Annotated in this window: 22 protein-coding genes and 1 tRNA gene; 19 read left to right on the top strand and 4 right to left on the bottom strand. The window is 62.7% G+C overall.

The window, feature by feature from the left end:
* The first annotated feature begins 45 nt into the window (after window positions 1-45).
* Both ykgO and HNP00_RS15135 read left to right on the top strand, forming a co-directional pair.
* Window positions 46-168 (top strand): type B 50S ribosomal protein L36, encoded by a 123-nt coding sequence (gene ykgO / locus HNP00_RS15140; protein ID WP_184740519.1) that lies wholly within the window; start codon window positions 46-48, stop codon window positions 166-168.
* Between the two features lie 50 nt (window positions 169-218).
* Window positions 219-1,037, top strand: coding sequence for a shikimate 5-dehydrogenase (locus HNP00_RS15135; protein WP_184740517.1), 819 nt, complete (start codon window positions 219-221; stop codon window positions 1,035-1,037).
* Between the two features lie 7 nt (window positions 1,038-1,044).
* On the opposite strand, the gene HNP00_RS15130 is transcribed toward HNP00_RS15135, so the two are convergent.
* Window positions 1,045-2,283: a class I SAM-dependent methyltransferase gene (locus HNP00_RS15130; RefSeq protein WP_184740515.1), complete on the bottom strand. Its 1,239-nt coding sequence runs from the start codon at window positions 2,281-2,283 to the stop codon at window positions 1,045-1,047.
* A gap of 79 nt (window positions 2,284-2,362) precedes the next feature.
* Between HNP00_RS15130 and HNP00_RS15125 the strand changes: the two genes are divergently transcribed.
* The 12 genes from HNP00_RS15125 (at window position 2,363) to HNP00_RS23825 (ending at window position 17,900) form a co-directional block, all read left to right on the top strand.
* The gene (locus HNP00_RS15125; RefSeq protein ID WP_260404994.1) at window positions 2,363-2,773 is read left to right on the top strand and encodes a hypothetical protein; all 411 of its coding nucleotides are present in this window, start codon (window positions 2,363-2,365) and stop codon (window positions 2,771-2,773) included.
* A 223-nt stretch (window positions 2,774-2,996) separates the two neighbouring features.
* Complete coding sequence (groES, locus tag HNP00_RS15120) at window positions 2,997-3,293, top strand: co-chaperone GroES (protein ID WP_184740513.1); 297 nt, start codon at window positions 2,997-2,999, stop codon at window positions 3,291-3,293.
* Between the two features lie 86 nt (window positions 3,294-3,379).
* Window positions 3,380-4,990, top strand: a complete 1,611-nt coding sequence (gene groL, locus HNP00_RS15115) for a chaperonin GroEL (RefSeq protein WP_184740511.1) — start codon at window positions 3,380-3,382, stop codon at window positions 4,988-4,990.
* Between the two features lie 251 nt (window positions 4,991-5,241).
* Window positions 5,242-6,753, top strand: coding sequence for an IMP dehydrogenase (gene guaB, locus HNP00_RS15110; protein ID WP_184740509.1), 1,512 nt, complete (start codon window positions 5,242-5,244; stop codon window positions 6,751-6,753).
* 99 nt (window positions 6,754-6,852) lie between these two features.
* A complete protein-coding gene (locus HNP00_RS15105; RefSeq protein ID WP_184740507.1) occupies window positions 6,853-7,989 on the top strand; it encodes a GuaB3 family IMP dehydrogenase-related protein in 1,137 nt (378 codons plus the stop codon).
* A 104-nt stretch (window positions 7,990-8,093) separates the two neighbouring features.
* The gene (locus HNP00_RS15100; protein ID WP_184740505.1) at window positions 8,094-9,848 is read left to right on the top strand and encodes a glycerol-3-phosphate dehydrogenase/oxidase; all 1,755 of its coding nucleotides are present in this window, start codon (window positions 8,094-8,096) and stop codon (window positions 9,846-9,848) included.
* A 38-nt stretch (window positions 9,849-9,886) separates the two neighbouring features.
* Window positions 9,887-10,375 carry a PTS sugar transporter subunit IIA gene (locus HNP00_RS15095; protein ID WP_184740503.1) on the top strand — a complete coding sequence of 163 codons (489 nt, stop codon included), beginning with the start codon at window positions 9,887-9,889 and terminating at the stop codon, window positions 10,373-10,375.
* 109 nt (window positions 10,376-10,484) lie between these two features.
* Window positions 10,485-11,312: an SURF1 family protein gene (locus tag HNP00_RS15090; protein WP_184740501.1), complete on the top strand. Its 828-nt coding sequence runs from the start codon at window positions 10,485-10,487 to the stop codon at window positions 11,310-11,312.
* 2 nt (window positions 11,313-11,314) lie between these two features.
* Window positions 11,315-11,833, top strand: a complete 519-nt coding sequence (locus HNP00_RS15085; protein WP_184740499.1) for a DUF3817 domain-containing protein — start codon at window positions 11,315-11,317, stop codon at window positions 11,831-11,833.
* Window positions 11,834-11,953: 120 nt separating this feature from the next.
* Complete coding sequence (gene guaA / locus HNP00_RS15080) at window positions 11,954-13,558, top strand: glutamine-hydrolyzing GMP synthase (RefSeq protein ID WP_184740497.1); 1,605 nt, start codon at window positions 11,954-11,956, stop codon at window positions 13,556-13,558.
* Between the two features lie 127 nt (window positions 13,559-13,685).
* Window positions 13,686-17,621, top strand: coding sequence for an AAA family ATPase (locus tag HNP00_RS15075; RefSeq protein ID WP_395893823.1), 3,936 nt, complete (start codon window positions 13,686-13,688; stop codon window positions 17,619-17,621).
* Between the two features lie 24 nt (window positions 17,622-17,645).
* On the top strand, window positions 17,646-17,900 hold the full coding sequence (locus HNP00_RS23825) for a hypothetical protein (protein ID WP_395893822.1): 255 nt from the start codon (window positions 17,646-17,648) through the stop codon (window positions 17,898-17,900).
* A gap of 20 nt (window positions 17,901-17,920) precedes the next feature.
* On the opposite strand, the gene HNP00_RS15070 is transcribed toward HNP00_RS23825, so the two are convergent.
* From HNP00_RS15070 to HNP00_RS15060, 3 genes are all read right to left on the bottom strand, one after another.
* Window positions 17,921-18,757 carry a Flp pilus assembly protein CpaB gene (locus HNP00_RS15070; RefSeq protein ID WP_184740495.1) on the bottom strand — a complete coding sequence of 279 codons (837 nt, stop codon included), beginning with the start codon at window positions 18,755-18,757 and terminating at the stop codon, window positions 17,921-17,923.
* Window positions 18,758-18,860: 103 nt separating this feature from the next.
* Window positions 18,861-19,124: an FmdB family zinc ribbon protein gene (locus HNP00_RS15065; RefSeq protein ID WP_059387425.1), complete on the bottom strand. Its 264-nt coding sequence runs from the start codon at window positions 19,122-19,124 to the stop codon at window positions 18,861-18,863.
* Window positions 19,125-19,296: 172 nt separating this feature from the next.
* Window positions 19,297-19,902: a 5-formyltetrahydrofolate cyclo-ligase gene (locus tag HNP00_RS15060; protein ID WP_311770587.1), complete on the bottom strand. Its 606-nt coding sequence runs from the start codon at window positions 19,900-19,902 to the stop codon at window positions 19,297-19,299.
* A 119-nt stretch (window positions 19,903-20,021) separates the two neighbouring features.
* Between HNP00_RS15060 and galU the strand changes: the two genes are divergently transcribed.
* The 5 genes from galU (at window position 20,022) to HNP00_RS15035 (ending at window position 23,511) form a co-directional block, all read left to right on the top strand.
* A complete protein-coding gene (gene galU / locus HNP00_RS15055) occupies window positions 20,022-20,927 on the top strand; it encodes a UTP--glucose-1-phosphate uridylyltransferase GalU (RefSeq protein WP_184740491.1) in 906 nt (301 codons plus the stop codon).
* A 6-nt stretch (window positions 20,928-20,933) separates the two neighbouring features.
* On the top strand, window positions 20,934-21,554 hold the full coding sequence (locus tag HNP00_RS15050) for a GNAT family N-acetyltransferase (RefSeq protein WP_184740488.1): 621 nt from the start codon (window positions 20,934-20,936) through the stop codon (window positions 21,552-21,554).
* Between the two features lie 308 nt (window positions 21,555-21,862).
* Entirely contained in the window at window positions 21,863-22,600 is a 738-nt protein-coding gene (locus HNP00_RS15045; RefSeq protein WP_311770586.1) for a hypothetical protein, read from the top strand.
* Between the two features lie 6 nt (window positions 22,601-22,606).
* Window positions 22,607-23,407 (top strand): SDR family oxidoreductase, encoded by an 801-nt coding sequence (locus tag HNP00_RS15040; RefSeq protein WP_184740486.1) that lies wholly within the window; start codon window positions 22,607-22,609, stop codon window positions 23,405-23,407.
* A 31-nt stretch (window positions 23,408-23,438) separates the two neighbouring features.
* A tRNA-Ala gene (locus HNP00_RS15035) sits at window positions 23,439-23,511 on the top strand.
* Window positions 23,512-23,525: the final 14 nt, after the last annotated feature.

The raw sequence follows: 23,525 nt of genomic DNA, 5'->3' as shown, positions 1-23,525 counted from the left end.
ACAAAGCCGCAATCAAACAAGTCAAAACCCTAGAAGGAGAACCCCATGAAAGTCAGGAATTCGCTGCGTGCCCTCAAGAAGATCCCTGGCGCGCAAGTTGTCCGCCGGCGCGGACGCACCTTTGTCATCAACAAGCTGAATCCGCGATTCAAAGCGCGCCAAGGCTAGCTCCCCGTCTAGGCTGGGCGGAGAACCCGCTACGCGAAGGAAGCCCCGTTATGCCGATCCTCAACAAAGACATGACGCTCTGTATCTCCCTCTCAGCCCGGCCGAGCAACAACGGAACGCGTTTCCACAACTTCCTTTACGAGGCCCTCGGCTTGAACTGGATCTACAAGGCCTTCGCTCCGACCGACTTGGCGAACGCGATCGCCGGGGTGCGTGGCCTGGGCATCCGCGGCTGCGCCGTCTCGATGCCCTATAAGGAAGACGTCATCGCGCTCGTGGATCGTATGGACGCATCGGCCGCCGCCATCGACTCGGTCAACACGATTGTCAACGACGCCGGCGTACTGACGGCCTACAACACGGACTACACTGCGATCGCCCAGCTGATCGAGCGTAACGCGATCGACCCGGCGTCGTCCGTGTTGCTCCGCGGCTCCGGTGGCATGGCCAAGGCCACCGCAGCAGCCTTCCGCGACGCCGGTTTCTCGCGCGTCACTGTGGTTGCCCGGAACGAAAAGCTCGGGCAATCGCTCGCAGGACTCTATGGCTTTCGCTGGCAAGCCGAAGTGGGGGACTCGACGGCGGACGTGATCGTCAACGTCACACCGATCGGAATGGCCGGCGGAACGGAGTCCGGCTCATTGTCCTTTCCCGAAGAGGCGATCGCGGCCGCGCACGTGGTGTTCGACGTCGTTGCCCTCCCCGCAGAGACGCCGCTCATCAAGGCCGGCCGCGCGGCGGGCAAGGCCGTGATCAGCGGCGCTGAGGTAGCCACCATCCAGGCCCTCGAACAGTTCGTGCTCTACACGGGTATCACGCCGATGCCCGAGCAAGTGGCGGCTGCCGAGGAGTTCATGCGCGCCCAGTAGGGCTATCTCAGCCGGCCGCTACCGGCTCCACCACAACAGCCACCTTTTCCTCGCCGATCCTGGTGAGGACGAGGGTGGCTGTCTTGTTGCCGCGGCCTTTCGCTGAGCCTTTTCCGGCCGGCAACAATTGTTTCCGCAGTTCCTCGGGAGTGACTGACGTGCCGCGTTTCTTGATGTCCAGGACACCGACGCCGTTGGCCTTCACCCAGGCCTTGAGGGCCTTGACGTTCAACGGCATGACTTCCAGGACTTTGTAGGCACGGGCGAACGGGGTCTCCACCAGTTCCGGAGCGCAGATGTAGGCAATGTGTTGGTCTACCAAGTGGCCTCCGAGCCGGAGCGCGACGTCGGACACCAAGCCCGCGCGGATCACCGCGCCGTCCGGCTCGTACAGGTATCCCTCCACCGGCCCGACGTCGGGCACGGGTCCACCGTCGAAATCTTCGCCGCTGGTCATCTCAGCTGCGCCCTGCGGCCCGAGCACCAGGGCCGCGCGGCGGATGCCGGGACGGGCGACGTCGTTGAACCACAGCGTTACTTCCGTAACGTCCCCTCCGACCGAAACCCACTGTGCCTCGCAGCCGGCTGGTACCGATTCATGGGGCATCCCCGGGCCCATCTTGACCCCGACGGCCTTGCCGGACGCGGCGAGCGACTCAACGAAGGACAACGGCGGCGAGAACTCCTCCGGATCCCAGATCCGCTTGGTTCCCGACGACGACGTCGTGCGGCGCGCAGGATCGAGCCACACGCCGTCGACGCCGTCAAGGGGCACGGACGTCGCGTCGGAATGCACCACGGATGCATGCGGGAAAGGCATGAGGTTGATGGTGGCGCAGGCGGCGGTGGTCTCGTCGAGTTCCACGGCGGTGACCTTGATGTCCATGGATGCCATGGCCATGGAGTCAGCTCCAAGCCCGCAGCCCAGGTCAGCCACATGCCGCGTGCCTGCCTTGGCAAAACGCTCTGCGTGCCTGGCTGCCACATTGAGCCGGGTGGCTTGTTCCAATCCGGCTTGCGTGAAGAGCATCTGCCGGGCGAATTCGCCAAACTTGGCCTCGGCGCGGGTGCGGAGCCTGGATTGGGTGAGGACGGCGGCCACAAGTGCTGGGGAGTGGCCGTCTTTGCGCAAGCGTGCATTCAGGGCGAACGCTTCGCTATCACGGTATGGTCCCAAGGATGCCAGCAGTTCCCAACCCTCCGTTGTCAGAAGCGGGGCAATCTGGTCTTGGGGTGTGTCAGCCATGGGAACTAGCCTACTGGCCGCCCGTCATACGAGGCGGAGAGGGGGATCCGGGACCATTCGGGCCGATAGGGTTGATGCCATGGAAGACAACCCAGTACGCCAGCCTGACGACGCCAATGGTTCTCCCTCTGCCCCCGATAAACGTCCCTCCGCCGGAAATCTGTCCAAGTATGCCCGTCCTGCGCTCATCGCAGGTGCTTCGATTGCAATTGTCTGCATCGCGCTCTTGATCATTATTTTCTTCCTCGACTCCTTCAACGCGGCCACCTATTCCATGACCGGAAAGAGCGTCCAGGACGCCACGGACGAGGCCAGGGACATTCGGGACACCTACTCAGGCGCGCGTATCGGAGCGATTGTCGGGCTGGTGGTGTTCGGCGTCATCGCACTCGCCAGTGGCGTAGTGCTCTACCTGAACCGCGGAACCGCACCGAAAGAAGAGTACGACGACGGCGAGGACGTTGACTTCGACGACCTCGCCGGGCAATGAGCTGATTGAGTCCGGGGCGGCCTGCCGCCGTTCACCCATGACGGAATTCTGGCACTCGCCTTGACCGAGTGCTAATGCTTACATAGAGTCTTGATTAGCACTCTCCCTAGGCGGGTGCTAATCATGCCGCCAGGCACTTACCGGCACCGCGACGACGGTAAGCACGCCACGGCACCCCTGGTTTGATAGTCCATGTACTACCTCACGTAAAGGAGAGATCCGAGTGTCGGTCTCCATTAAGCCTCTCGAGGATCGCATTGTTGTCCGCCCGCTCGAAGCAGAGCAGACCACGGCTTCCGGCCTGGTCATCCCGGACACTGCACAGGAAAAGCCGCAGGAAGGCGAAGTTGTTGCAATCGGCCCCGGCCGCTTTGACGACAACGGCAACCGCGTACCTGTCGACGTAGCCGTTGGCGACGTCGTTATCTACTCCAAGTACGGCGGAACTGAAGTCAAGACCGGCGGCAACGAATACCTCGTTCTGTCCGCTCGCGACGTTCTGGCGATCGTCGTTAAGTAATTTCCTGGATCCCGCACCGCAGATCGAGTCGGACATCTTCTGACTGAATCAGCGGTGCGGGTTTTCCGTCTTGAAAGGACACAACCATGGCAAAGCAGCTAGCGTTTAACGACGCTGCCCGCCGCTCGCTCGAAGCAGGCATTGACAAGCTCGCCAACACCGTCAAGGTGACTCTCGGCCCGCGCGGCCGCAACGTCGTTCTGGACAAGAAGTGGGGCGCACCCACCATCACCAACGACGGCGTGACCATCGCCCGTGAAGTCGAGCTGGACGACCCGTACGAGAACCTTGGCGCTCAGCTGGCCAAGGAAGTCGCCACCAAGACCAACGACGTCGCAGGCGACGGCACCACCACGGCCACCGTTCTGGCACAGGCACTCGTCAAGGAAGGCCTGCGCAACGTTGCCGCAGGCGCCGCCCCTGGTGAAATCAAGCGTGGCATCGAGGTCTCTGTCCAGGCCGTTGCTGCCCGCCTCCTGGAGAACGCCCGCGAAGTAGAAGGCACCCAGGTTGCCAACGTTGCCGCGATCTCCGCCCAGAGCGACGAGGTCGGCGAACTGCTGGCCGAGGCTTTCGGCAAGGTCGGCAAGGATGGCGTCATCACCATCGAAGAGTCCTCCACCACGCAGACCGAACTGGTCCTCACTGAGGGCATGCAGTTCGACAAGGGCTACCTGTCCCCGTACTTCGTCACTGACGCGGAACGCCAGGAAGCTGTTCTCGAAGACGCGCTCATCCTGATCAACCAGGGCAAGATCTCCTCGCTGCAGGAATTCCTGCCGCTCCTTGAGAAGGCCCTGCAGGCCGCTAAGCCGCTCTTCATCATTGCTGAGGACATCGACGGCGAGGCACTGTCCACGCTGATCGTGAACCGCATCCGCGGCACCCTGAACGTGGTTGCCGTCAAGGCTCCGGGCTTCGGCGACCGCCGCAAGGCCATCCTGCAGGACATCGCCACGCTGACCGGTGCGCAGGTTGTTTCCCCGGAGCTCGGCTTGTCCCTGGACCAGGTTGGCCTCGAGGTCCTCGGCTCTGCACGCCGCATCACAGTCACCAAGGACAACACCACCATCGTTGACGGCGCTGGCACGGCTGAGGACGTCGCGGCACGCGTAGCGCAGATCCGTGCCGAGCTGACCCGCACCGACTCCGACTGGGACCGTGAAAAGCTGCAGGAAAGGCTTGCAAAGCTCGCAGGCGGCATCGGCGTCATCAAGGTCGGTGCAGCCACCGAGGTTGAGCTCAAGGAAAAGAAGCACCGCATCGAGGACGCAGTGTCCTCCACGCGTGCCGCCCTTGAAGAAGGCATCGTGTCCGGCGGCGGCTCTGCCCTCATCCACGCCCTCAAGGCACTGGACGAGGACACCGCCGTCAAGGCCCTGGAAGGCGACGCGGCTGCCGCCGTCGGCATCGTCCGCCGTGCCCTGACCCAGCCGCTTCGCTGGATCGCCCAGAACGCCGGCTTCGACGGCTACGTCGTCGTCGCCAAGGTTGCTGAGCTCGAAGACAACCACGGCTTCAACGCCAAGTCCGGCGTGTACGAGGACCTGATCGCCGCTGGCGTGATCGACCCCGTCAAGGTCACCCGCTCCGCACTCCAGAACGCCGCCTCCATCGCAGCCCTGGTTCTCACCACCGAGACCCTGGTTGTCGAGAAGCCGGCCGAGCAAGACGAGCACGCAGGCCACAGCCACTAGTCCTGGTTGTTGAATGCGCGAGGCCCGGTCCCCTTTCGGGGGGCCGGGCCTTCTGCGTGTAAGCCGACGCTTCAACGCCAGGCCTCAGGTGCCGTTGCTCACATTGCCCTTGCGGAATATGGGGATCGGCGGCGAGGTTCTACTATTTATTCAGAAACTTTATGCACAGGCCAGTCCCGTAATGACGGGCTGGTCATCAGTTGCAACCCCTACCAGAGCAACCCCCAAGAACCAAGGTAAGAGGCGCACTCATGACCCAGCCCGAACACGATCCCTTTGGCTTTGTTGGCCTGACCTATGACGACGTCCTGCTGCTGCCGGGCCACACGAACGTCATCCCGTCCGAGGCTGATACGTCCTCCCGGATCTCCAAGCGCATTTCGGTCCAAACCCCTCTTCTGTCCGCCGCGATGGACACTGTCACGGAGTCCCGGATGGCCATCGCCATGGCCCGCCAGGGCGGACTTGGCGTGATCCACCGGAACCTGTCCATCGAAGACCAGGCCGACCACGTGGACCGCGTCAAGCGCTCCGAGTCCGGGATGATCACCAACCCGCTGACCATCCACCCGGAAGCCACGCTCCAGGAACTGGACGAACTGTGTTCCCGTTACCGGGTTTCGGGCCTGCCGGTCATCGACCCCGATGGCCGCCTGCTGGGCATTGTGACCAACCGGGACACCCGCTTTGTGCCGGAGTCCGACTTCCCACTGCGGCTTGTCAGCGACGTCATGACCAAGATGCCCCTCATCACCGGCCACGTCGGCATCAGCCGCGAAGAGGCCTCGCACAAGCTGGCCACCAACAAGATCGAGAAGCTGCCCCTGGTTGACGAACAGGGACGGCTCAAGGGCCTCATCACCACCAAGGACTTCACCAAGGCCGAGCAGTACCCGCTCGCCACGAAGGACGAGGAAGGCCGTCTCCGCGTCGGCGCCGCCATCGGGTTCTTCGGCGATGGCTGGGAACGCGCCATGACGTTGATTGACGCTGGCGTCGACGCTTTGTTCGTGGACACCGCCAACGGCCACTCGCAGGGCGTCCTGGACATGATCACCCGCCTGAAGTCCGATCCCGTTGCCGCGCACGTTGACATCATCGGCGGCCAGGCAGCTACCCGCGAAGGCGCCCAGGCGCTGATCGACGCAGGTGCCGACGGCATCAAGGTGGGCGTAGGCCCAGGCTCCATCTGCACCACGCGCGTTGTTGCCGGTGTTGGCGTCCCCCAGATCACGGCCATCTATGAGTCCTCGAAGGCAGCCATCCCTGCCGGTGTGCCGCTGATCGCCGATGGCGGCCTGCAATACTCGGGCGATATCGGTAAGGCCCTCGTGGCCGGCGCCGACACCGTCATGCTCGGTTCTTTGTTGGCTGGCTGTGACGAATCGCCGGGCGAGCTGATCTTCGTCAACGGCAAGCAATTCAAGAGCTACCGCGGCATGGGTTCCCTGGGCGCCATGCAGTCCCGGGGCAAGAACACGTCCTACTCGAAGGACCGCTATTTCCAAGCGGACGTTTCCGGCGACGACAAGCTCATCCCCGAAGGCATCGAAGGCCGCGTGGCCTATCGCGGCCCGCTCTCCTCGGTGGCATACCAGCTGGTCGGCGGCCTGCGCCAGACCATGTTCTACACGGGTGCTCCGACCATCGCCGAGCTCAAAGCGCGCGGCAAGTTTGTGCGCATCACCGCAGCCGGGCTGAAGGAGTCCCACCCGCACGACATCCAAATGACCGTCGAGGCCCCGAACTACGGTTCCCGCTAGACCGCCAGATTTCAAGCAAGCCCGCCGCCGTCGTCATGAGGTGGCGGGCTTGCCCATTTCCTGCCGGGACATGGCGCTGCACTGGGATAACCTAGAGCAGTGACTTATGAGATTGAGATTGGCCGTGGCAAGCGTGGGCGTCGTGCCTACTCCCTGGATGACATCGCGATCGTCCCCAACCGCCGGACGCGTGACCCCAAGGACGTTTCCGTCTCATGGCAGATTGATGCCTACAAGTTCGAGATGCCCGTGATCGCCGCCCCTATGGATTCCGCCATGTCGCCTGAAACGGCCATAGCTCTTGGCCGGCTTGGCGGTCTGGGCGTGCTGGACCTTGAGGGCCTGTGGACCCGCTACGAAGACCCGCAATCCGTACTGGACGAGATCTCCGCCCTTGAGGATGAAACGGCCAACCCTGCCGTTACGCGGCGCATGCAGGAGCTCTACAAGGCTCCGATCCAGCCCGAATTGATCACCAGCAGGCTCGCGGAAATCCGTGCTTCCGGTGTGACCGTGGCCGGCTCGCTCACACCGCAGCGCACCCAGGAGCACTACAAGACTGTGGTTGCTGCCGGCGTCGACATTTTCGTCATCCGGGGTACCACTGTCTCGGCTGAACACGTCTCCAAGAACCACGAGCCGCTGAACCTCAAGCAGTTCATCTACGAGCTTGACGTCCCGGTGATCGTTGGCGGAGCCGCCGGATACACGCCCGCCCTGCACCTTATGCGTACCGGTGCGGCCGGCGTTCTGGTGGGCTTCGGTGGCGGCGCAACCACCACCACACGCCGCGCACTCGGCATCCATTCGCCCATGGCTTCCGCTATTTCCGACGTCGCCGCTGCCCGCCGCGACTACATGGATGAGTCCGGCGGACGGTACGTGCATGTGATCGCCGACGGCGGCATGGGTTCTTCCGGTGACATCGTCAAGGCCATCGCGATGGGCGCCGACGCCGTCATGCTCGGGAGCGCCTTGGCCCGTGCGGAAGAAGCACCAGGCAGGGGCTGGCACTGGGGACAGGAAGCCCACCACCTCGAGTTGCCACGAGGCGACAGGGTCAACGTCGGCACCGTTGGACCGCTGGAGGAAGTGCTCTTCGGGCCGGGCCACCACACCAACGGCACCTCCAACCTGATCGGCGCGCTGCGCCGTTCAATGGCCACAACAGGCTATTCGGACCTGAAGGAATTCCAGCGGGTCGACGTCGTCGTCTCGCCGTACTCGGGTCAGTAGGCTGCTGTCCGGGCCACCTTAGCCTTCGGGTGAAAACCCTGCCCAAGCCCGCGCACAAGAAGTAGTGTGGGGGACTACGGGCTTTGTGCGATGGGAGGCGTCCGATGAGCAGTGTTGCAGATGGTTCGCAGAGGAATGATGCCGGTGCGTTAAGCCCGGAGGCGCGAGCCAGGTCCATCGAGGTACTTAAGGGCACCATGGAGCCCGGCAAGGAACTCGACATCCTGATTGTCGGCGGAGGCGTGGTCGGGGCCGGGGCGGCCTTGGACGCAGTGACCCGCGGGTTGTCCGTGGGCATCGTCGAGGCCCGGGACTGGGCCTCAGGCACGTCGTCGAGGTCCTCGAAGCTGATTCACGGCGGGCTGCGCTACTTGGAAATGCTCGACTTTGCGCTGGTCCAGGAGGCTCTCCAGGAGCGCGGGCTGCTGATCCAACAAATCGCGCCGCACCTTGTCCGGCCGGTTCCGTTCCTGTACCCATTGACCCGGCGTTTTTGGGAACGGCCCTATGTTGGTGCCGGCATCTTCCTTTACGACACACTTGGCCTTACCTCAGGGCACAGCCGCGGTGTCCCGATGCACAAACACCTCTTCCGGCGCGGAACACTGAGGGCTGCTCCGAGCCTCAAGAGCGACGCGTTCGTCGGCTCCATCCGGTACTACGACGCCCAGGTTGACGACGCCAGGCTGGTCGTCAACCTCGTCCGCACCGCGGCACACTACGGAGCGCATGCCGTGAACAGGATGCGCGTTGTGTCGTTCATGCGCGAGGGTGAACGTGTGGTGGGTGCGAAGGTGGAAAACCAGGAAGACGGCAGCATCATTGAGGTCCGCGCCAAGCAGGTGCTCAACGCCACCGGCGTCTGGACCGACGAGACCCAGGCAATGGTCACGGATCGCGGCCAGCTCAAGGTCCGTGCTTCCAAGGGCATCCACCTCGTGGTCCCTCGCGACCGCTTCCAGTCCACGGTGGGATTGATCCTGAGGACCGAGAAATCCGTGTTGTTCGTCATTCCCTGGGGGCGGCATTGGATCATCGGCACAACGGACACCGACTGGAAGTTGGACAAGGCCCACCCCGCCGCGTCCAGCAAGGACATCGACTACGTCCTTGAGCACGTCAACCGAGTCTTGAAACGGCCCCTGACCCGGGAGGATGTTGAAGGCGTTTACGCCGGACTTCGTCCGCTGCTGGCAGGGGAGAGCGACTCGACAGCCAAGCTCTCACGCGAACATGTCGTGGCACACCCCGTTCCAGGCCTGGTAGTGGTTGCTGGCGGCAAGTTCACCACGTACCGGGTCATGGCGAAGGACGCCGTAGACGAAGCGACCCGCGCCATGGACGAGCGCGTACCCGCGAGTTGCACTGAAACCATCCCGCTCCTGGGCGCCGAGGGATTCAAAGCCGCGTGGAACCGCCGGGGGAGAACCGCGGATGAGGCCGGAGTCCACGTCGCGAGGGTGGAACATCTGCTCAACCGCTATGGCTCCATGGCGCCGGAAGTCTTGGCCATCATCAAAGACAATCCGGCCATGGCTGAGCCGCTCCCTGGCGCGGACGACTATCTTTCGGCAGAGGTTGTCTATGCAGCGACCCATGAGGGCGCTCGTCATGTCCACGATGTCCTGACCCGGCGCACCCGAATATCGATCGAGTCGTGGGACAGAGGTGTTTCCGCGGTCCCGGTTGTCGCTAAGCTGATGGGAGAAATTCTTGGCTGGAGCGACGCGCAGCGGGAAAGCGAAATCAAGCACTACCTGGCCCGGGTGGAAGCTGAACGGCTCAGCCAACAGCAGCCCGACGACGAATCGGCTGATGCTGCGCGCATGGGCGTCGATGACATCGTTCCCCTGCGCTGAGCGCCCTGGGTTGGCTGGGCACACTGGAGGGAAACGACTTGGCGGAACCACTGGACCCGTATGATGCCGAACTGACGACGCCGGAGACCGTCATCCTGGAGATGGAAGCGGTCGACAAGACAGACGCCGCGGGCCAGCTCGCGGAACGGCTCTATGCGGCCGGGCGTGTCACGGACCTCGAAGGCTTCCTCGAACACGTCAACTCGCGCGAACACCAACTCGCCACGGGGCTCCCAGGCGGCATCGGGTTGCCGCACGCCCGCAGTGAGTTTGTTTCGCGGGTCTCCATCGCCGTCGGGGTTACCAAGTTCGGGCACTCCCTGGACTTCGGCGCCAGCGACGGACCCGCCACCCTGGTTCTGCTCATCGCCACACCGGCTAGTTCGTTCTCGGACCACTTGGAAGTCCTTGCCACTTTGGCGCGGTCACTCTCCAAGGAATCGTTCCGGGAGTCCCTCCGGCGCGCCCACGATCCGGAAGTCATCGCCGAACTGATCAACTCCAGCCTGGTGTTCTTCGACCACTAGAGATTGGGGCAGGCCCTTTCGTGTCGCGTTCCGCGCCACGTAGGGACCCTGCTGCCCCACTCTTGGGCTCGTTTAGCTGTTCTACAGCTTGACGAAGTACGGTTAAGGGGTGTTGAAAACCGCTCTGAAGCCCCGCTGGATCGCAGGACTTGTCTTCGCGCTCCTGCTCTCCGGGGTGTTCGTGCTGCTCAGCCAGTGGCAGTTCGGCAGATCCACTCAGAGTGATGCGCCAGTTGATCCCTCGGCGGAGCAAGTCAAGCCGCTTACCGGTGTCCTGCAGCCGGGAACCTTCTTTCCTGGTTCCGTATCGGACCAGATGGTCAGTGCGAAAGGCAGCTACGACCCCGCCAAGCAAGTCCTTGTGGAAGGTCGCCTGCTCGCTGGGCAAAAGGGATACTGGGTAGTCACCGCGTTTGCGGTTGACGGTGCTCCCGTTCTCCACGGCGTTGGCGCTTCGCCGAAGACCTGGATTCCCGTAGCACGCGGTTGGGTCCCCGATCCCGCCCAAGCCAGCCCGCCGCCGTCGGGCACTATTGAACTGACCGGGCGGCTTCTGCCGTCCGAGGCGCCAGTGCCAAACGTCGACGCCGGAGCGGACCGCGCGTCCGCGGTTTCGGTCGCGGAACTCATCAACACGTGGGAAATTTCAAGCTACCCGGGCTTCGTCGCCGCGACGTCGGAAGTGTCCGCAGGCAAGGCCCTCGCTCTTCCGGAGCAGCTGAAGCCCCTCAATATCCCGGCCCAGCCACCTACCCAGCAGATCAACTGGCTCAACCTCTTTTACTCCGTGGAATGGGTGGTTTTTGCGGGCTTCGCCCTCTACATCTGGTGGCGAATGGTGGCCGATGACTACCGGCGAACCCTCGAAGAGGAAGAGCCCGACGACGAATTCCCGTCAGACGATTTGCCAGCAATTACCAAGCCAGAACAGGTATAGCCATGATTGAGCCCAAACCGGCCATCCAACCCGAACAGTCCGGAGAGTCCGGCGCGAAGCCGACCCCGGCAAAGAAGCGCCGCTTTGGCGGAACCACGGCCCAGATCCGCTCCGCACTGAAGTTCTACAAGGTCATGGCCTACCTCACCGGCACCATGCTCCTGCTCCTGTGCGCCGAGCTCGTGGCACGCTATGTGTTCGGTGTATACCTCTTTGCCGGCGGCACCAACGCGGCCACCGGGCAGCCCTTCGGTTTCGGCTTCGCTGACGCCGAGTCGAAGGCGGTTCTTGGCGGCGTCAACGTCTCCGTGACGGTGCTGATCGTCCACGGCTGGATGTACGTGGTTTACCTCATCTCGGACTTCCGTTTGTGGTCGCTCATGCGCTGGCAGTTCACGAAGCTCATCCTGCTTGCCTTGGGCGGGGTTGTCCCGCTGATGTCCTTCATTGTGGAGAAGAAGTTCCACTCGGAGGTAGAAGCCGAACTAGCCGCCAATCCGCAGGCATCCAAGCGTTACTGACGGGCCCGCCCCGGCGGGCATTGTGAGATCGCTAACGTCGGGACGGTTTGTGGGCTGATTCCCGGCTTCACGACAGGCTTCAAGGTGCACCGGGGCATCCCGGCAAAGTAGGCTGTTACGGTGACTACTCCCACCGCACCCTTCAGTTCTGAAGCTCAGACTTCCCAGAAGCCGGTGCTGGTTGTTGACTACGGTGCCCAGTACGCGCAGCTGATTGCCCGCCGCGTCCGTGAAGCGAATGTGTACTCGGAGATTGTTCCGCACACTTTCACCACCGAGCAGCTTCTGGCCAAGAACCCGGCAGCGATCATTCTTTCCGGCGGTCCTTCAAGCGTTTATGCCGAGGGTGCCCCGAGGGTTGGCGCAGACCTTTTCGAGGCCGGCGTGCCGGTCTTGGGTATTTGCTACGGCTTCCAGGCCATGGCCAACGCGCTCGGCGGCAAGGTCGCACAGACCGGGTTGCGCGAGTACGGCGCCACCGAAGCCACCACGGTTGGCGAAGCCCGCTCCATCCTTGCAGGCACCCCTGACTCGCAGAACACCTGGATGAGCCATGGAGACTCCGTGCATGTTGCCCCGGCAGGCTTCGAAGTCCTGGCGACCACCGCCGGTGCACCTGTAGCCGCTTTCGCGAACGAGGAAAAGCACCTCTACGGCGTGCAGTGGCACCCCGAGGTCAAGCACTCGGCACACGGCCAGCAGGTTCTGGAGAACTTCTTGTTCGACGGAGCCGGCCTGAAGCCCAACTGGACCACCGGCAACATCCTCGAAGAGCAGGTTGATCGAATCCGCCGGCAGGTCGGTGATTCCAAGGTCATCTGCGGCCTCTCCGGAGGCGTCGACTCGGCCGTTGCCGCAGCCCTTGTGCAGCGCGCCGTGGGTGACCAGCTCACCTGCGTGTTCGTGGACCATGGTTTGCTGCGCGAAGGCGAAGCCGAACAGGTCGAGCGTGACTTCGTTGCTGCAACCGGCGTGAAACTCTATGTGGCAAATGAGCAGGAGCGTTTCCTGTCCGCCCTGGCCGGAGTCAGCGATCCCGAAACCAAGCGCAAGATCATCGGCCGCGAGTTCATTCGTGCGTTCGAGGAAGCAGAGCGGGCCATCATTGCCGAGGCCGCGTCCGAAGGCGAGAGCATCAAATTCCTCGTCCAGGGCACCCTGTACCCGGACGTCGTCGAATCCGGCGGAGGCGAAGGTGCTGCGAACATCAAGAGCCATCACAACGTGGGAGGCTTGCCCGAGGACCTGCAGTTCGAGCTCGTTGAGCCGCTCCGCGCCCTGTTCAAGGACGAGGTTCGCGCCGTGGGTGCGCAGCTGGGCCTGCCGCAGGAAATCGTTGGACGCCAGCCGTTCCCTGGTCCGGGCCTCGGCATCCGCATTGTCGGAGAAGTGAACAAGGAACGTTTGGACCTGCTGCGCAAGGCAGACGCCATCGCGCGTGCCGAGCTCACGGCGGCCGGTCTCGACAACGACGTCTGGCAGATGCCGGTGGTGCTGCTCGCCGATGTCCGCAGCGTCGGCGTGCAAGGTGACGGACGTACCTATGGGCACCCGATCGTATTGCGTCCCGTTTCTTCCGAGGACGCTATGACTGCTGACTGGTCGAGGCTCCCTTACGACCTCCTCGCCAGGATCTCCAACAGGATCACGAACGAGGTAGATGGAGTCAACCGCGTGGTACTGGACGTCACCAGCAAGCCACCGGGAACCATCGAGTGGGAATAGCGTTCTAGGTGACCGGTCTCTTTCCAGAGGCCGGTCACCTTGCATTTCCCCTGAAATCAGGGGTAATTTGCCTTTCCACCAGTGTTGCGGTGCGGACTGCAGGTCGATTCCCGCTACCCTCGAAAGTATGCCGATTTGGTCCAAGTCGTCTCGAGCTAGAACAGAAAAGAAGGCAGCGGTGTCAGTAGGTCAAAGCCACGAAGAGAGCTCTGCAGAGCTCCGGAAATGGCTGTCGGGGCTCAAACCTGTGACTGGCGCGGACACTATGCTGCGCTTCGTCAAGACGCCGGAAGGTTCGATCGACCTTAGTAACGGCCACCCTTCAGGCCTCGCGCAGCTCCTCGCCGGACGCCGAACCCGTCTTTCTACCCTGATCCGGGATCGCCAGCAATATCTTGTTGCCGCGCGTGCAGCCAGGAACCTTCGCTCGAAGATCTTCGAATTGGGCAACGACCGGGGGATCGACGCCGGGTATCTGTCCTGCGGAACTGTCGTCTGGACATCGGCCGTCGGAGGAAAACCCCAGCGCGTTTCCGCTCCCGTCATGTTGGCAGCTATTTCGCTCACAGCGCGGCCCGGCGAGGATGACTACGAACTGCAACTCACGGAACAAGCGGGCATCAACCCTGCGTTGGTCCGGCACTTGAAGACCGTCCATGGAATTGTGTTCGACGTCAATGCGGTGAGCCGCATGGCCTACAACACCGCGCGCCTCGATCCCCAACCAGTCCTTGACCGTCTTGCCACGCTGGTGCAGCCGATCCCAGGTGCCGAAGTAACCCCCAATCTCCTCATAACAACCTTGGCGGATTTGTCCGGGAATCTGGACGACCCCTGGATCAACGAAAACAGCAGCGTCGTCGCATCCTTGTTCGAAGCTGCCAACGGCGGGAACGTTGAACCTGAACCGATCAAGTCCGGGCGGTTCCCGAACCTCGACGAGCGCGAGCCTGCCGAGGAGTCGCTGCTCCTTGATGCGGATGCTGACCAGCAGTACGTCGTGGATGCAGTCCGGGCAGGCGATTCGCTCGTGGTAAGCACCCCGCCAGGCAGCGGCCAGACCCAAACTGCAATCAATGCCATCGGCGCGCTTGTCAACGAGGGCAAATCAGTGCTCGTGGTGGGCGACCGGCGTGCGAGCCTCAACGGGCTCGCCAGCAATTTTGAAGCCCTTGGCCTTGAGTCGATGCTGTTCAGGCCGGGCAATGGTGCCACGGCCCAGCAGCTCAAGGGACAGCTGGTCAGCGCGATCATACGCAACGAGAAGTCACTGGAACCTCAACTTGCGAATCTTCACAAGACCCTGACTGAGCACCGTCATGCCCTCATGGACCATGTCGCGTCGTTGCACAATGTTCGCCAGCGCTGGGGGTGCTCGCCCTATCAGGCAATGCAGTCGCTCGCGGAGCTGACCTCCATCCAGCCTGCCCCCGCCACTACCGTGCGCTTGAAGCGCAGCGTGTTGGACAATATCAAAGACCGGGCCGAGCTGGCTGGACGACTGCGCCGCGCTGCCGAACTAGGCAGTTTCAGCCGGGCGTCGACGTCGAGCCCCTGGTACGGTGCGCGCTTGGTCACGCGCAAGGAGACGGAAGAAGCCCAGCAACTGGCTGGCGCCGCCGCGGAGCACCTCCCCAAACTGCGGGAACGGATGAACCAGGTTGCAGAGCACTCCGAAATCCGCCTCGGGGCGAACTTCGCCGAATGGGGCGCGCAACTTGAGCTGTTGATGGCGGTGCGGGAGAGCCTGGACAAATTCACCCCGGATATCTTCGACCGGCCGGTCCACGATCTGATTTCGGCTACCGCCACCTCCGCATGGCGTCGCGAGCGGGGCCTCGAAATGCCGTCGATGCAGCGCTCCCGTTTGCGAAGAGTGGCCAAAGAATACGTCCGGCCCGGTGTCCACATTGCGGATCTGCACAGTTCCTTGGCACTCGTTCAGGAGCAGCGGGCCCTTTGGGCTGAGTACGCCACCACGCAGCGTCATCCTGCCGTGCCATCCGGGCTCGCGGATTTGGGCGCTACGTACCGGGAATTGGACCGGGAGCTCCGTCGTCTGGGCGATTGCCTCAAACACACGGCCGACGGCGGCGACCTTCACGCGACCCGCTACGAAGTTCTCATGGCGCGCCTTGAGCGTCTTGTCGCGGATACGGGAACTCTGGAGACCCTGCCGGAGCGTACGCTTTTGGTCGAGAACATGCGTGAGCACGGACTCGGCGAACTACTCGCGGATTTGGCAGGTCGGGAAGTCCCTGCCGAATCCGTTGGCGCGGAATTGGAGCTGGCTTGGTGGCAGTCTGCCCTGGAAGCCATGATCAGCGGTGACGACTACCTTGCCATGTCCGACGGCGATTCCCTCCGCCGTCTCGAAGCCGAGTACCGCCTGGCGGATCACGCGCACATTGCCAGCGGTGCAGCCAGGCTGAGGTGGACGCTTGCCGAAATGTGGCGGGCCGGAATCGCGGAACATCCCCGCCAGGCAGAGCTCCTGCGGAATCTGATCAAGGACGGCCGGGTTACCCTCTCGGCGCTCAGCGCCCAGGCTCCGGCTCTGGTTTCCCGGCTCGTGCCTGTGTGGTCCATCAGCCCATACCTGCTGACCGGGCTGTTGCCTGCCGAACAGAAGTTCGACGCAGTGGTGATTCTTGATGCCGAGAGCACGTCTTTGCAGGCTGTGCTGCCGGCCATCGCCCGGGCCGAACAAGTGATTGCCTTTGGCGACGCGAAGATTGCCAACGCCCGCACATTTAGCGTGGCCGTGGAGCCTCCCCTGGCAGGCGTCACGAGCCAGGACACGGTTGACAGTGCCTTCAGTGCATTGGCCCGCGTCTTGCCGACTTGGCAACTGAATTGGGTGTACCGCGCTGTTGATGAAGATCTGGTCCTGCAACTGAGCAAGAATTACTACGATGGTGGCCTGCGTCGACTGCCGGATGGCCAATCCGTCACCGGTCTCGACCGTTCGGTTGTGGTTGAGTACATCCCGGACGGTACCGGACTGCCAGGTTCGGATCACGAAGGCGTGGAATCGGTTGCAGCAGAAGTGAATCGTGTGGTGGATCTGGTTTTCGAACACGCCAGGCTTCGGCCCCGTACCTCGCTCGCAGTGGTGACCGCAAGCCTGCGCCATGCTGCAAGGATCGGCGAAGCCATTAGGCTCCAGCTGCCCAACTATCCTCTGTTGTCCGGTTTCTTCAACGCAGGTGCAGAGTCCTTCCGCGTGGTGGATCTGGAGCGTGCCCAAGGATTGGTTCGCGACCACATCATCTTTTCCCTCGGCTTCGGGCGCACTCCACATGGCCGCGCGCTGCACAGTTTCGGCCCCCTGTCCGCCGAAGGCGGCCGTAACAAGTTTGCCTTGGCAATGACCCGCTCGCGCAGATCCTTGCACGTCCTGAGTTGCTTCCGTCCTGAGGACCTGGATCTGGACCGATTGGCTCATGGAGCGGTTGATTTCCATGAACTCCTTGATCGCGAACTCTCGGGCAATTCGGATCTGGGGACACCGGCAACCAGGGCGGCGGCCAGCGAGCAGGCGCTCGGTGAGGATCCGCTGGTAGCGGATCTGGGCGAGCGGCTCCGTGCTCGTGGAGCCCGCGTGTGGCATCACTACGACGGAGCGCTGGACATCGCCGCGGCGGCCGATCCCGTGCACACCATCGGCCGTGATGACACCGAAATGCCCACCCCGGTGGCCATTGAATCGGATGGCACGGAGCGATACCGCCGCATGAGCGTTAGGGAGCGTAGCAGGCTCCGGCCCCAGCTCCTGGAACGCCTCGGCTGGCGTTACATGTCTTTGTGGACCATCGAAGTATTCACGGACCCCTCGTCTTGTGCGGACCGCATCGGTTCCTATCTTGGACTCGAAAAGCCCGTTGCGCCCTCCTTTGGCGCCGTCGAGCATGGATTCCTGGACATGGATGTTGAACAATTGGAACTGGATCGTCAGCCGGAGCCGGGCACACAGGCAGGGCCGGGCACACAGGCAGGGCGGGGTAGTCAGGCGGAGCCGGGTCAGGCCGAACTTGGCGGTACGCAAGGTCCCGGCCTGTGACCAGCTATCCAGTAAGGAAGCGCAATGGCGGAGAGAAAGAGCACAAAAGCCAAATACCCCGCGGACAGTGATGCAGTAGAGGCTGCCACCGAGCTGGATAACACGGAGTTGGACAAGCAGGAGAAAACAGAATTGAAGCCCGCACCGGAGCACAAGCCTGTGGGAGAAGGCATTTTGCCCAAGAAGGCCTCCGAGGATGATCCGCGCCGCTGGGGTGACGAGCCCGGCTACGATCACGACGCCTGGCTGAAGGAGCAAAGGCCTCCACACTGGGGCTGAACATTCCACGATGATCCGGGCTATCCGGCATGGGTTTCGGGTTGCCTGTTGCCTGAGGGATTGACCAAGATAAAGAACAACTTTCCGCGGGTGGAAGCTCCGGCGAGGATTTCGGCTTGCTGCGGATTCGCGGCGACAACTACGAGGCCGTCGGACTCGTTCGTACCGAGCCACTGGCTCGCCCTGCCTCCTTGTGCGGACGTCCACAAAACGGGGACGGCTGCAGCCAGGAGTTCGGATTTCTTGCCGGGTCCTTCAAGTCCATCAGCTGCCGTGAGCACAACGTTGACCAACTGGCCCGGCGAAACAAGCTGAATTGAAGCGGAGTCGGCCATGCGCAGTGGAACGGCTGCTGTTGCGGGCCCGGCGCCGGTCAGCAAACCCGGGCCCAGGAATTGGGCGTCTGTGGGAACCTGCCCTTTCTGAAGGGGCGAGGCAAGCTGCTTTCCCCTGTGTCCAGTGCCAGAGGTGAGCGCTCCGGCGGGAGCTCCGCCGGGAAGGACTTCAAGAGGTTTGAGGTCGGAATCTGCCAAGGTGGACCCGGCCGGAAGGTCCCGGGCCGCGGCGAGGACCGTCACCCGCTGTTCGGAGGCAGGAGTCAGCTGGTGGACCGCGATCCCGGCGGCCACGCACAGCAGGAGTGCCACCACGAGGCGGCGGTTGCGGTTCAGCCAGCTGCCGAACCTGCGATGGTTGGAATACCTCCGGTGACTGCCGGGGCGGCGGGCAGGGCCCAGTGGAAGAGCCGGAACACCGCGAGGGCGGTCCTTGGTGACCGGCGCGAGGCGGCTATTGCCCGGAACCGAAGAAGGCACCGTTGAACTGGGGCTTTGGGATACAAACGGGGTTGCTGGCATGCTGCCACGCTAACCCGGCCAGTAATCCGGAGACAGGGCCTTATTGAGCTATGTGGAAAAGCGGATCAGGCTGAAATGCGGTAACCGGGTGGAAGAACCGCGGTCAGCTGGCGGCAGCCGCGGGAACCGACGCTGGAGCCGGGGATGCAGCTGGCGCGGCAGGAGCAGCCGAAACGGTGCTTCCCTTGGAGTCCCGGGAGTCCGTGCGGTAGAAGCCCGATCCCTTGAACACGACGCCCACGCTGTTGAATTTCTTGCGCAAGGATCCCTGGCATTCGGGGCAGTCAGACAGGGAACTGTCCGTGAAGGCCTGAACGATGTCAAAGGCATGGCCGCAGTCTTTGCAGGCATAGGCATATGTGGGCACTTGTGATCCTCCTCCGGGACGAACTACAGGTCCTGCACTGCGAAGGTGATTGTTCCATCCATTAGCAGTCCCAGGGCCTGAGTGCCAATTCTATCATCCGACGTCGGGGTCTCCACCAGGGAATGTGGCGGAGGGAACAAACTGCCCAGAAGCCCGGTTCGGCCAGCCCGGTTCAGCCAGCTCGGGCTAGTCCGAGCAGGCGGAGAGGGGTAAGGGCTTCTGCGACGGGTTTATCGAACGGTTCGGCAGGGATGGTGCCTGCGGGCAGGACTTCATCGTCATAAACGACGGCGACAGTCGGGGGCCGTTGGCCGTCTGCATCCAGTTTGTCGAGGAGCCGGTCGTAGTAGCCGCCGCCCTGGCCAATGCGGTTGCCGCCCTCGTCGACGGCAGTAGCCGGAAGGAAGATTCCGGTCGCATCCTTGACGACGTCGCTGTCGAATCGTTCGCCTACGGGCTCATCGATGGGGGCATACCTTGAGCGAACAAATGTCGTCTCCGGTGTCCAAAACACCCAGCTGAGGCGTCGCCCCGGTTCACAGACCGGAAGCAGAATCCTGTGCCCAGCCGCATGCAGTGCTTCAAGCAACGGCATCGTCGGCGGTTCGGCAGCCACTCCTACGTAGGCCGCGAAGGTCGCCGGTTTCCCGTGGGAAACAGCATCCGCCCAAGAGAGGCCGCGGTGGGCAATCCCGGTTCCGGCGTCGGCACGCTGTTGCACCGTCCGGGCGAGGCGGCGGTTGCGGTTCTCCCGACGGATCTCGTCTTTCAAAGTCACTTTTGCTCCAGTTCTCGCGTCTGTCCGGCGCCTCGGATCCGTAAGGATCGGCATGATCCCATTCATCGAACAGTGTCCCTTTTTGCCCATTGTCCAGCCACTTCCGTTAGATTAGTCCGGTGACTTCCAATAACTGCGCCGTCCGTAAGGCCGTAATCCCTGTTGCCGGGCTCGGCACAAGGTTTCTACCTGCGACAAAAGCCATGCCCAAGGAGATGCTCCCGGTAGTCGACAAGCCGGCCATCCAATATGTTGTCGAAGAAGCCGTGAGCGTGGGCCTCAATGACGTCCTCATGATCACGGGCCGCAACAAGCGCGCGTTGGAGGACCACTTCGACCGTGTGCCGGCCTTGGAAGCGACCCTGGAGGCCAAGGGAGACACCACCAAGCTGGATTCGGTGCAGGCTACCAGCAACCTCGGTGACATTCACTACGTCCGCCAGGGCGACCCCAAAGGCTTGGGCCATGCGGTTCTGCGTGCCAAGCAGCACGTTGGGTACGAACCTTTCGCTGTCCTCCTAGGCGACGACCTCATTGATGCGCGGGACACTCTCCTCAGCGACATGATCGAGGTCCAGCACAAGACCGGTGGATCCGTCGTAGCCCTCATTGAGGTCGAGCCGTCCCAGATCAGCGCCTATGGCTGTGCGGACATCGAGGACATCGGTGAAGATGGCTACGTTCGCATCAAGCAACTTGTGGAAAAGCCTTCTGTCGAGGAAGCTCCGTCCAACTTGGCCGTGATTGGTCGCTACGTGCTTCACCCCTCGGTATTCGACGTTCTCGAGCAAACCGAGCCCGGCCGTGGAGGAGAGATCCAACTGACGGACGCCCTCCAGGTCCTGGCGGCGGGGGAGGGCGAAGGCAGCGGTGTCTACGGAGTTGTCTTCCGCGGCCGTCGGTACGATACCGGAGACAAGCTCAGCTACCTCAAAGCCTGTGTCCAGCTTGCGTGCGACAGTGAAGACCTCGGGCCCGGCCTGCGTGCATGGCTGCCCGGCTTTGCCGCCGGTCTCAGCAAGTAGCTCCTTATGTGGGGATCGGCCATTTGGCCGGTGACACTTGAATGTGGCGACCTCATTTTGCGTCCGATTCGCTACCGGGACAAGAAGGAATGGACCGAGGTCCGCTCACGCAATAGCGACTGGCTGGCCCCCTGGGAAGCTTCCAACCCGGCACCCGGCGGCCATCTGCCAAACTATCGGCAGATGGTGGCTTCCCTCAACCTCCAGGCGCGGCAGGGGAGTGCCCTTCCATTTGTGATCACGGAACGCATTCCCGGGTTTCAAGAGCCAAGGATTGTTGGCCAGCTGACGGTTTCCTCCATTGTTTGGGGATCGGCGATGACGGCCACCCTTGGCTACTGGGTAGATCAGGCGCGGGCAGGCCACGGAATTGCTCCCACTGCGGTTGCCTTGGCGACCGACCATTGCTTCGTGACTCTCGGCTTGCACCGGATGGAGATCAACATCAGGCCCGAAAACGGTCCAAGCTTGCGGGTTGTTGAGAAGCTTGGATTCCGTGACGAGGGGCTTCGTGAGCGTTTCCTTCACATCAACGGAGAATGGGCTGACCATAGAAGCTTTGCACTGACCTCGGAAGAGGTCCCGGGAGGCTTGCTGGCTGCTTGGCTTGGACGCCAGGCCAACTAGTCCAATTGGGTGAATGACTGTCATAAATCCATTGATTTGCCGACTCTCCGACGACACACCGCGGCCAATGCGGTTGCCCCTGAGCATTTCCTTCTACGGTTTTGATTGTGGACTTCCCTCTCAGCAGCTCAGTGATATTGGTGATTGCTGTGGCGCTGTGGATCGTTTGGGTTGCGCCATACATGTTGCGGAACCGCCGCCTGCACGCACAGGTAGCCGGCGACGCTCCAGTGGATGACAGTGAAGATGACGCTCACGAACTGCAACCCGGGGTGGTTCTGTCAATCGCCCCTCGGCAGGAGAAAGCAATGGAAACCATGCAGAGCACCGCAACCGCATTGCCCAAGGAATCCGCCGGCTCCGGCGAACGGCGTGATGCTGCAAAGGATCCTGTGGTCTTCAAAGTCAGGTATGGGCGTTGCGCCCTTGCCCTTGCTGGTCTTCTCCTGCTGCTCACTGCGGCCGTTTCCGGGGTCCTGCGTATTCTCGGCCTTGTTTCCGGCTGGCTGCCGTTGGTCGCCGTAGTCGGTGTGGTTGGAATTGTCTTCCTACTCCGCCGATTGGCCATCAGGGACCGCAGGATGAAGATGAACGCGGCTTTCCGTAACGCAATGAGTCCCACCGTTGAGAATCCCGGCACAACCACGAAGGCAGCGGACCGTCCGGCGACCAAGATTTTCGATGCGGAAGCACACTCCCGCGAAGCGAAGCGGCTGACCGCCGTCGAACTTCGTCAGGCAGCGCTGAACGTTGCTGTCGCTGCCGGCGACAACACAGTCCGGTTTACGGCGGAATCCAAGGAATCCGAATGGCAGCCGGTGGATGTGCCCAAACCAACATACGTCGACGCTGCCAAGGCACCTCGGCCGGCACCGGAACCCCTCGACTTGCCTGAGGCTCCCAAGCCCCTCGGCAAGCCGACCTTGAAGCCGAGCAGTGCGCCGGCCGCGGGCACGTCGGTTCAGGCGTCGGTCCAGGCGCAGCACGTCAAGCCCCAGAGCGCCCTCAGCAACCTTGACGACGTCCTGCAGCGCCGCCGGGCGTAACCGCCGATGACTTCCGTCTGCGTGGCAGGCGGCACTGGACAGGTGGGCCGCGAAGTCGTCCGTTTGGCGCTCGACGCCGGACTTGACGTGACGGTGCTGAGTCGCCGCCCGCCGTCGGGCACTTCACTGGCCCATCACGACGGCGCCCGCTACTTTCGGGCGGACGTCACCACGGGCGCGGGCTTGGCAGAAGCCCTGCAGGGGGCCGCCGTCGTGATCGACTGCCTGGAAGGCCAGTTCGGCAAAGCCCGCAAGAATTTCGCCGACGGCGGTGCGCGCCTGCTCGCCGCGGCCGCTGGTGCGGGCGTCCGCAAGGCGGTCCTCCTCTCGATCATCAACTGCGACAAGAGCAATGCCGCCTTTTATGTGTCCAAAGCCGAGAAGGAGCGGATATACGCGCTGTCGGCGCTTGAGACTGTCGTGGTGCGGGCCACCCAATTCCACAGCCTCGTCACGGCCGTTTTCGAGACCGGAGCGAAAGTCCGCCTCATTCCGGTTTTCAAGGGCGCGCGCTTTCAAACGATTTCCCCGTCCGATGTGGCTTCCGCGTTGCTTGCCGAAGCTTTGGGGCAGCGTTCCGCGGTCCGGCATCGGACACGGACGATCGGCGGACCGGACATCCGAACCATGCGTGAACTCGCTGAGATCTGGCGAGCGGCTGCAGGCCACGCCGGACGTATTGTGGAGTTTCCCTTGCCCGGAGCGATGGGCACGTTCCTTCGGAGCGGGCTGAATTTGGCCCCGAGCGAACGGACAGGGAAGGACACGTTCGAGTCTTGGTTGGCAAAGCGCGAAGATAGTTTGTAGCCTAGGGGCACTGGCAACAAACGGTTGACCAGGGGCTATAGCTCAGTTGGTAGAGCGCTTCGTTCGCATCGAAGAGGTCAGGAGTTCGAATCTCCTTAGCTCCACAGTGAAGGCCCTC

The organism is Arthrobacter sp. AZCC_0090 (assembly GCF_014207375.1).
Classification (GTDB): Bacteria; Actinomycetota; Actinomycetes; order Actinomycetales; family Micrococcaceae; genus Arthrobacter.
This window is presented reverse-complemented; position numbering and strand designations above follow the sequence as displayed.

Bases quoted from the DNA above. Each gene is read 5' to 3' on its own strand.
- ykgO (WP_184740519.1), top strand. From the start codon at position 46: ATGAAAGTCAGGAATTCGCTGCGTGCCCTCAAGAAGATCCCTGGCGCG.
- HNP00_RS15135 (WP_184740517.1), top strand. From the start codon at position 219: ATGCCGATCCTCAACAAAGACATGACGCTCTGTATCTCCCTCTCAGCC.
- HNP00_RS15130 (WP_184740515.1), bottom strand. From the start codon at position 2,283: ATGGCTGACACACCCCAAGACCAGATTGCCCCGCTTCTGACAACGGAG.
- HNP00_RS15125 (WP_260404994.1), top strand. From the start codon at position 2,363: ATGGAAGACAACCCAGTACGCCAGCCTGACGACGCCAATGGTTCTCCC.
- groL (WP_184740511.1), top strand. From the start codon at position 3,380: ATGGCAAAGCAGCTAGCGTTTAACGACGCTGCCCGCCGCTCGCTCGAA.
- guaB (WP_184740509.1), top strand. From the start codon at position 5,242: ATGACCCAGCCCGAACACGATCCCTTTGGCTTTGTTGGCCTGACCTAT.
- HNP00_RS15100 (WP_184740505.1), top strand. From the start codon at position 8,094: ATGAGCAGTGTTGCAGATGGTTCGCAGAGGAATGATGCCGGTGCGTTA.
- HNP00_RS15085 (WP_184740499.1), top strand. From the start codon at position 11,315: ATGATTGAGCCCAAACCGGCCATCCAACCCGAACAGTCCGGAGAGTCC.
- HNP00_RS15075 (WP_395893823.1), top strand. From the start codon at position 13,686: ATGCCGATTTGGTCCAAGTCGTCTCGAGCTAGAACAGAAAAGAAGGCA.
- HNP00_RS23825 (WP_395893822.1), top strand. From the start codon at position 17,646: ATGGCGGAGAGAAAGAGCACAAAAGCCAAATACCCCGCGGACAGTGAT.
- HNP00_RS15070 (WP_184740495.1), bottom strand. From the start codon at position 18,757: ATGCCAGCAACCCCGTTTGTATCCCAAAGCCCCAGTTCAACGGTGCCT.
- HNP00_RS15050 (WP_184740488.1), top strand. From the start codon at position 20,934: ATGTGGGGATCGGCCATTTGGCCGGTGACACTTGAATGTGGCGACCTC.
- HNP00_RS15045 (WP_311770586.1), top strand. From the start codon at position 21,863: ATGGAAACCATGCAGAGCACCGCAACCGCATTGCCCAAGGAATCCGCC.
- HNP00_RS15040 (WP_184740486.1), top strand. From the start codon at position 22,607: ATGACTTCCGTCTGCGTGGCAGGCGGCACTGGACAGGTGGGCCGCGAA.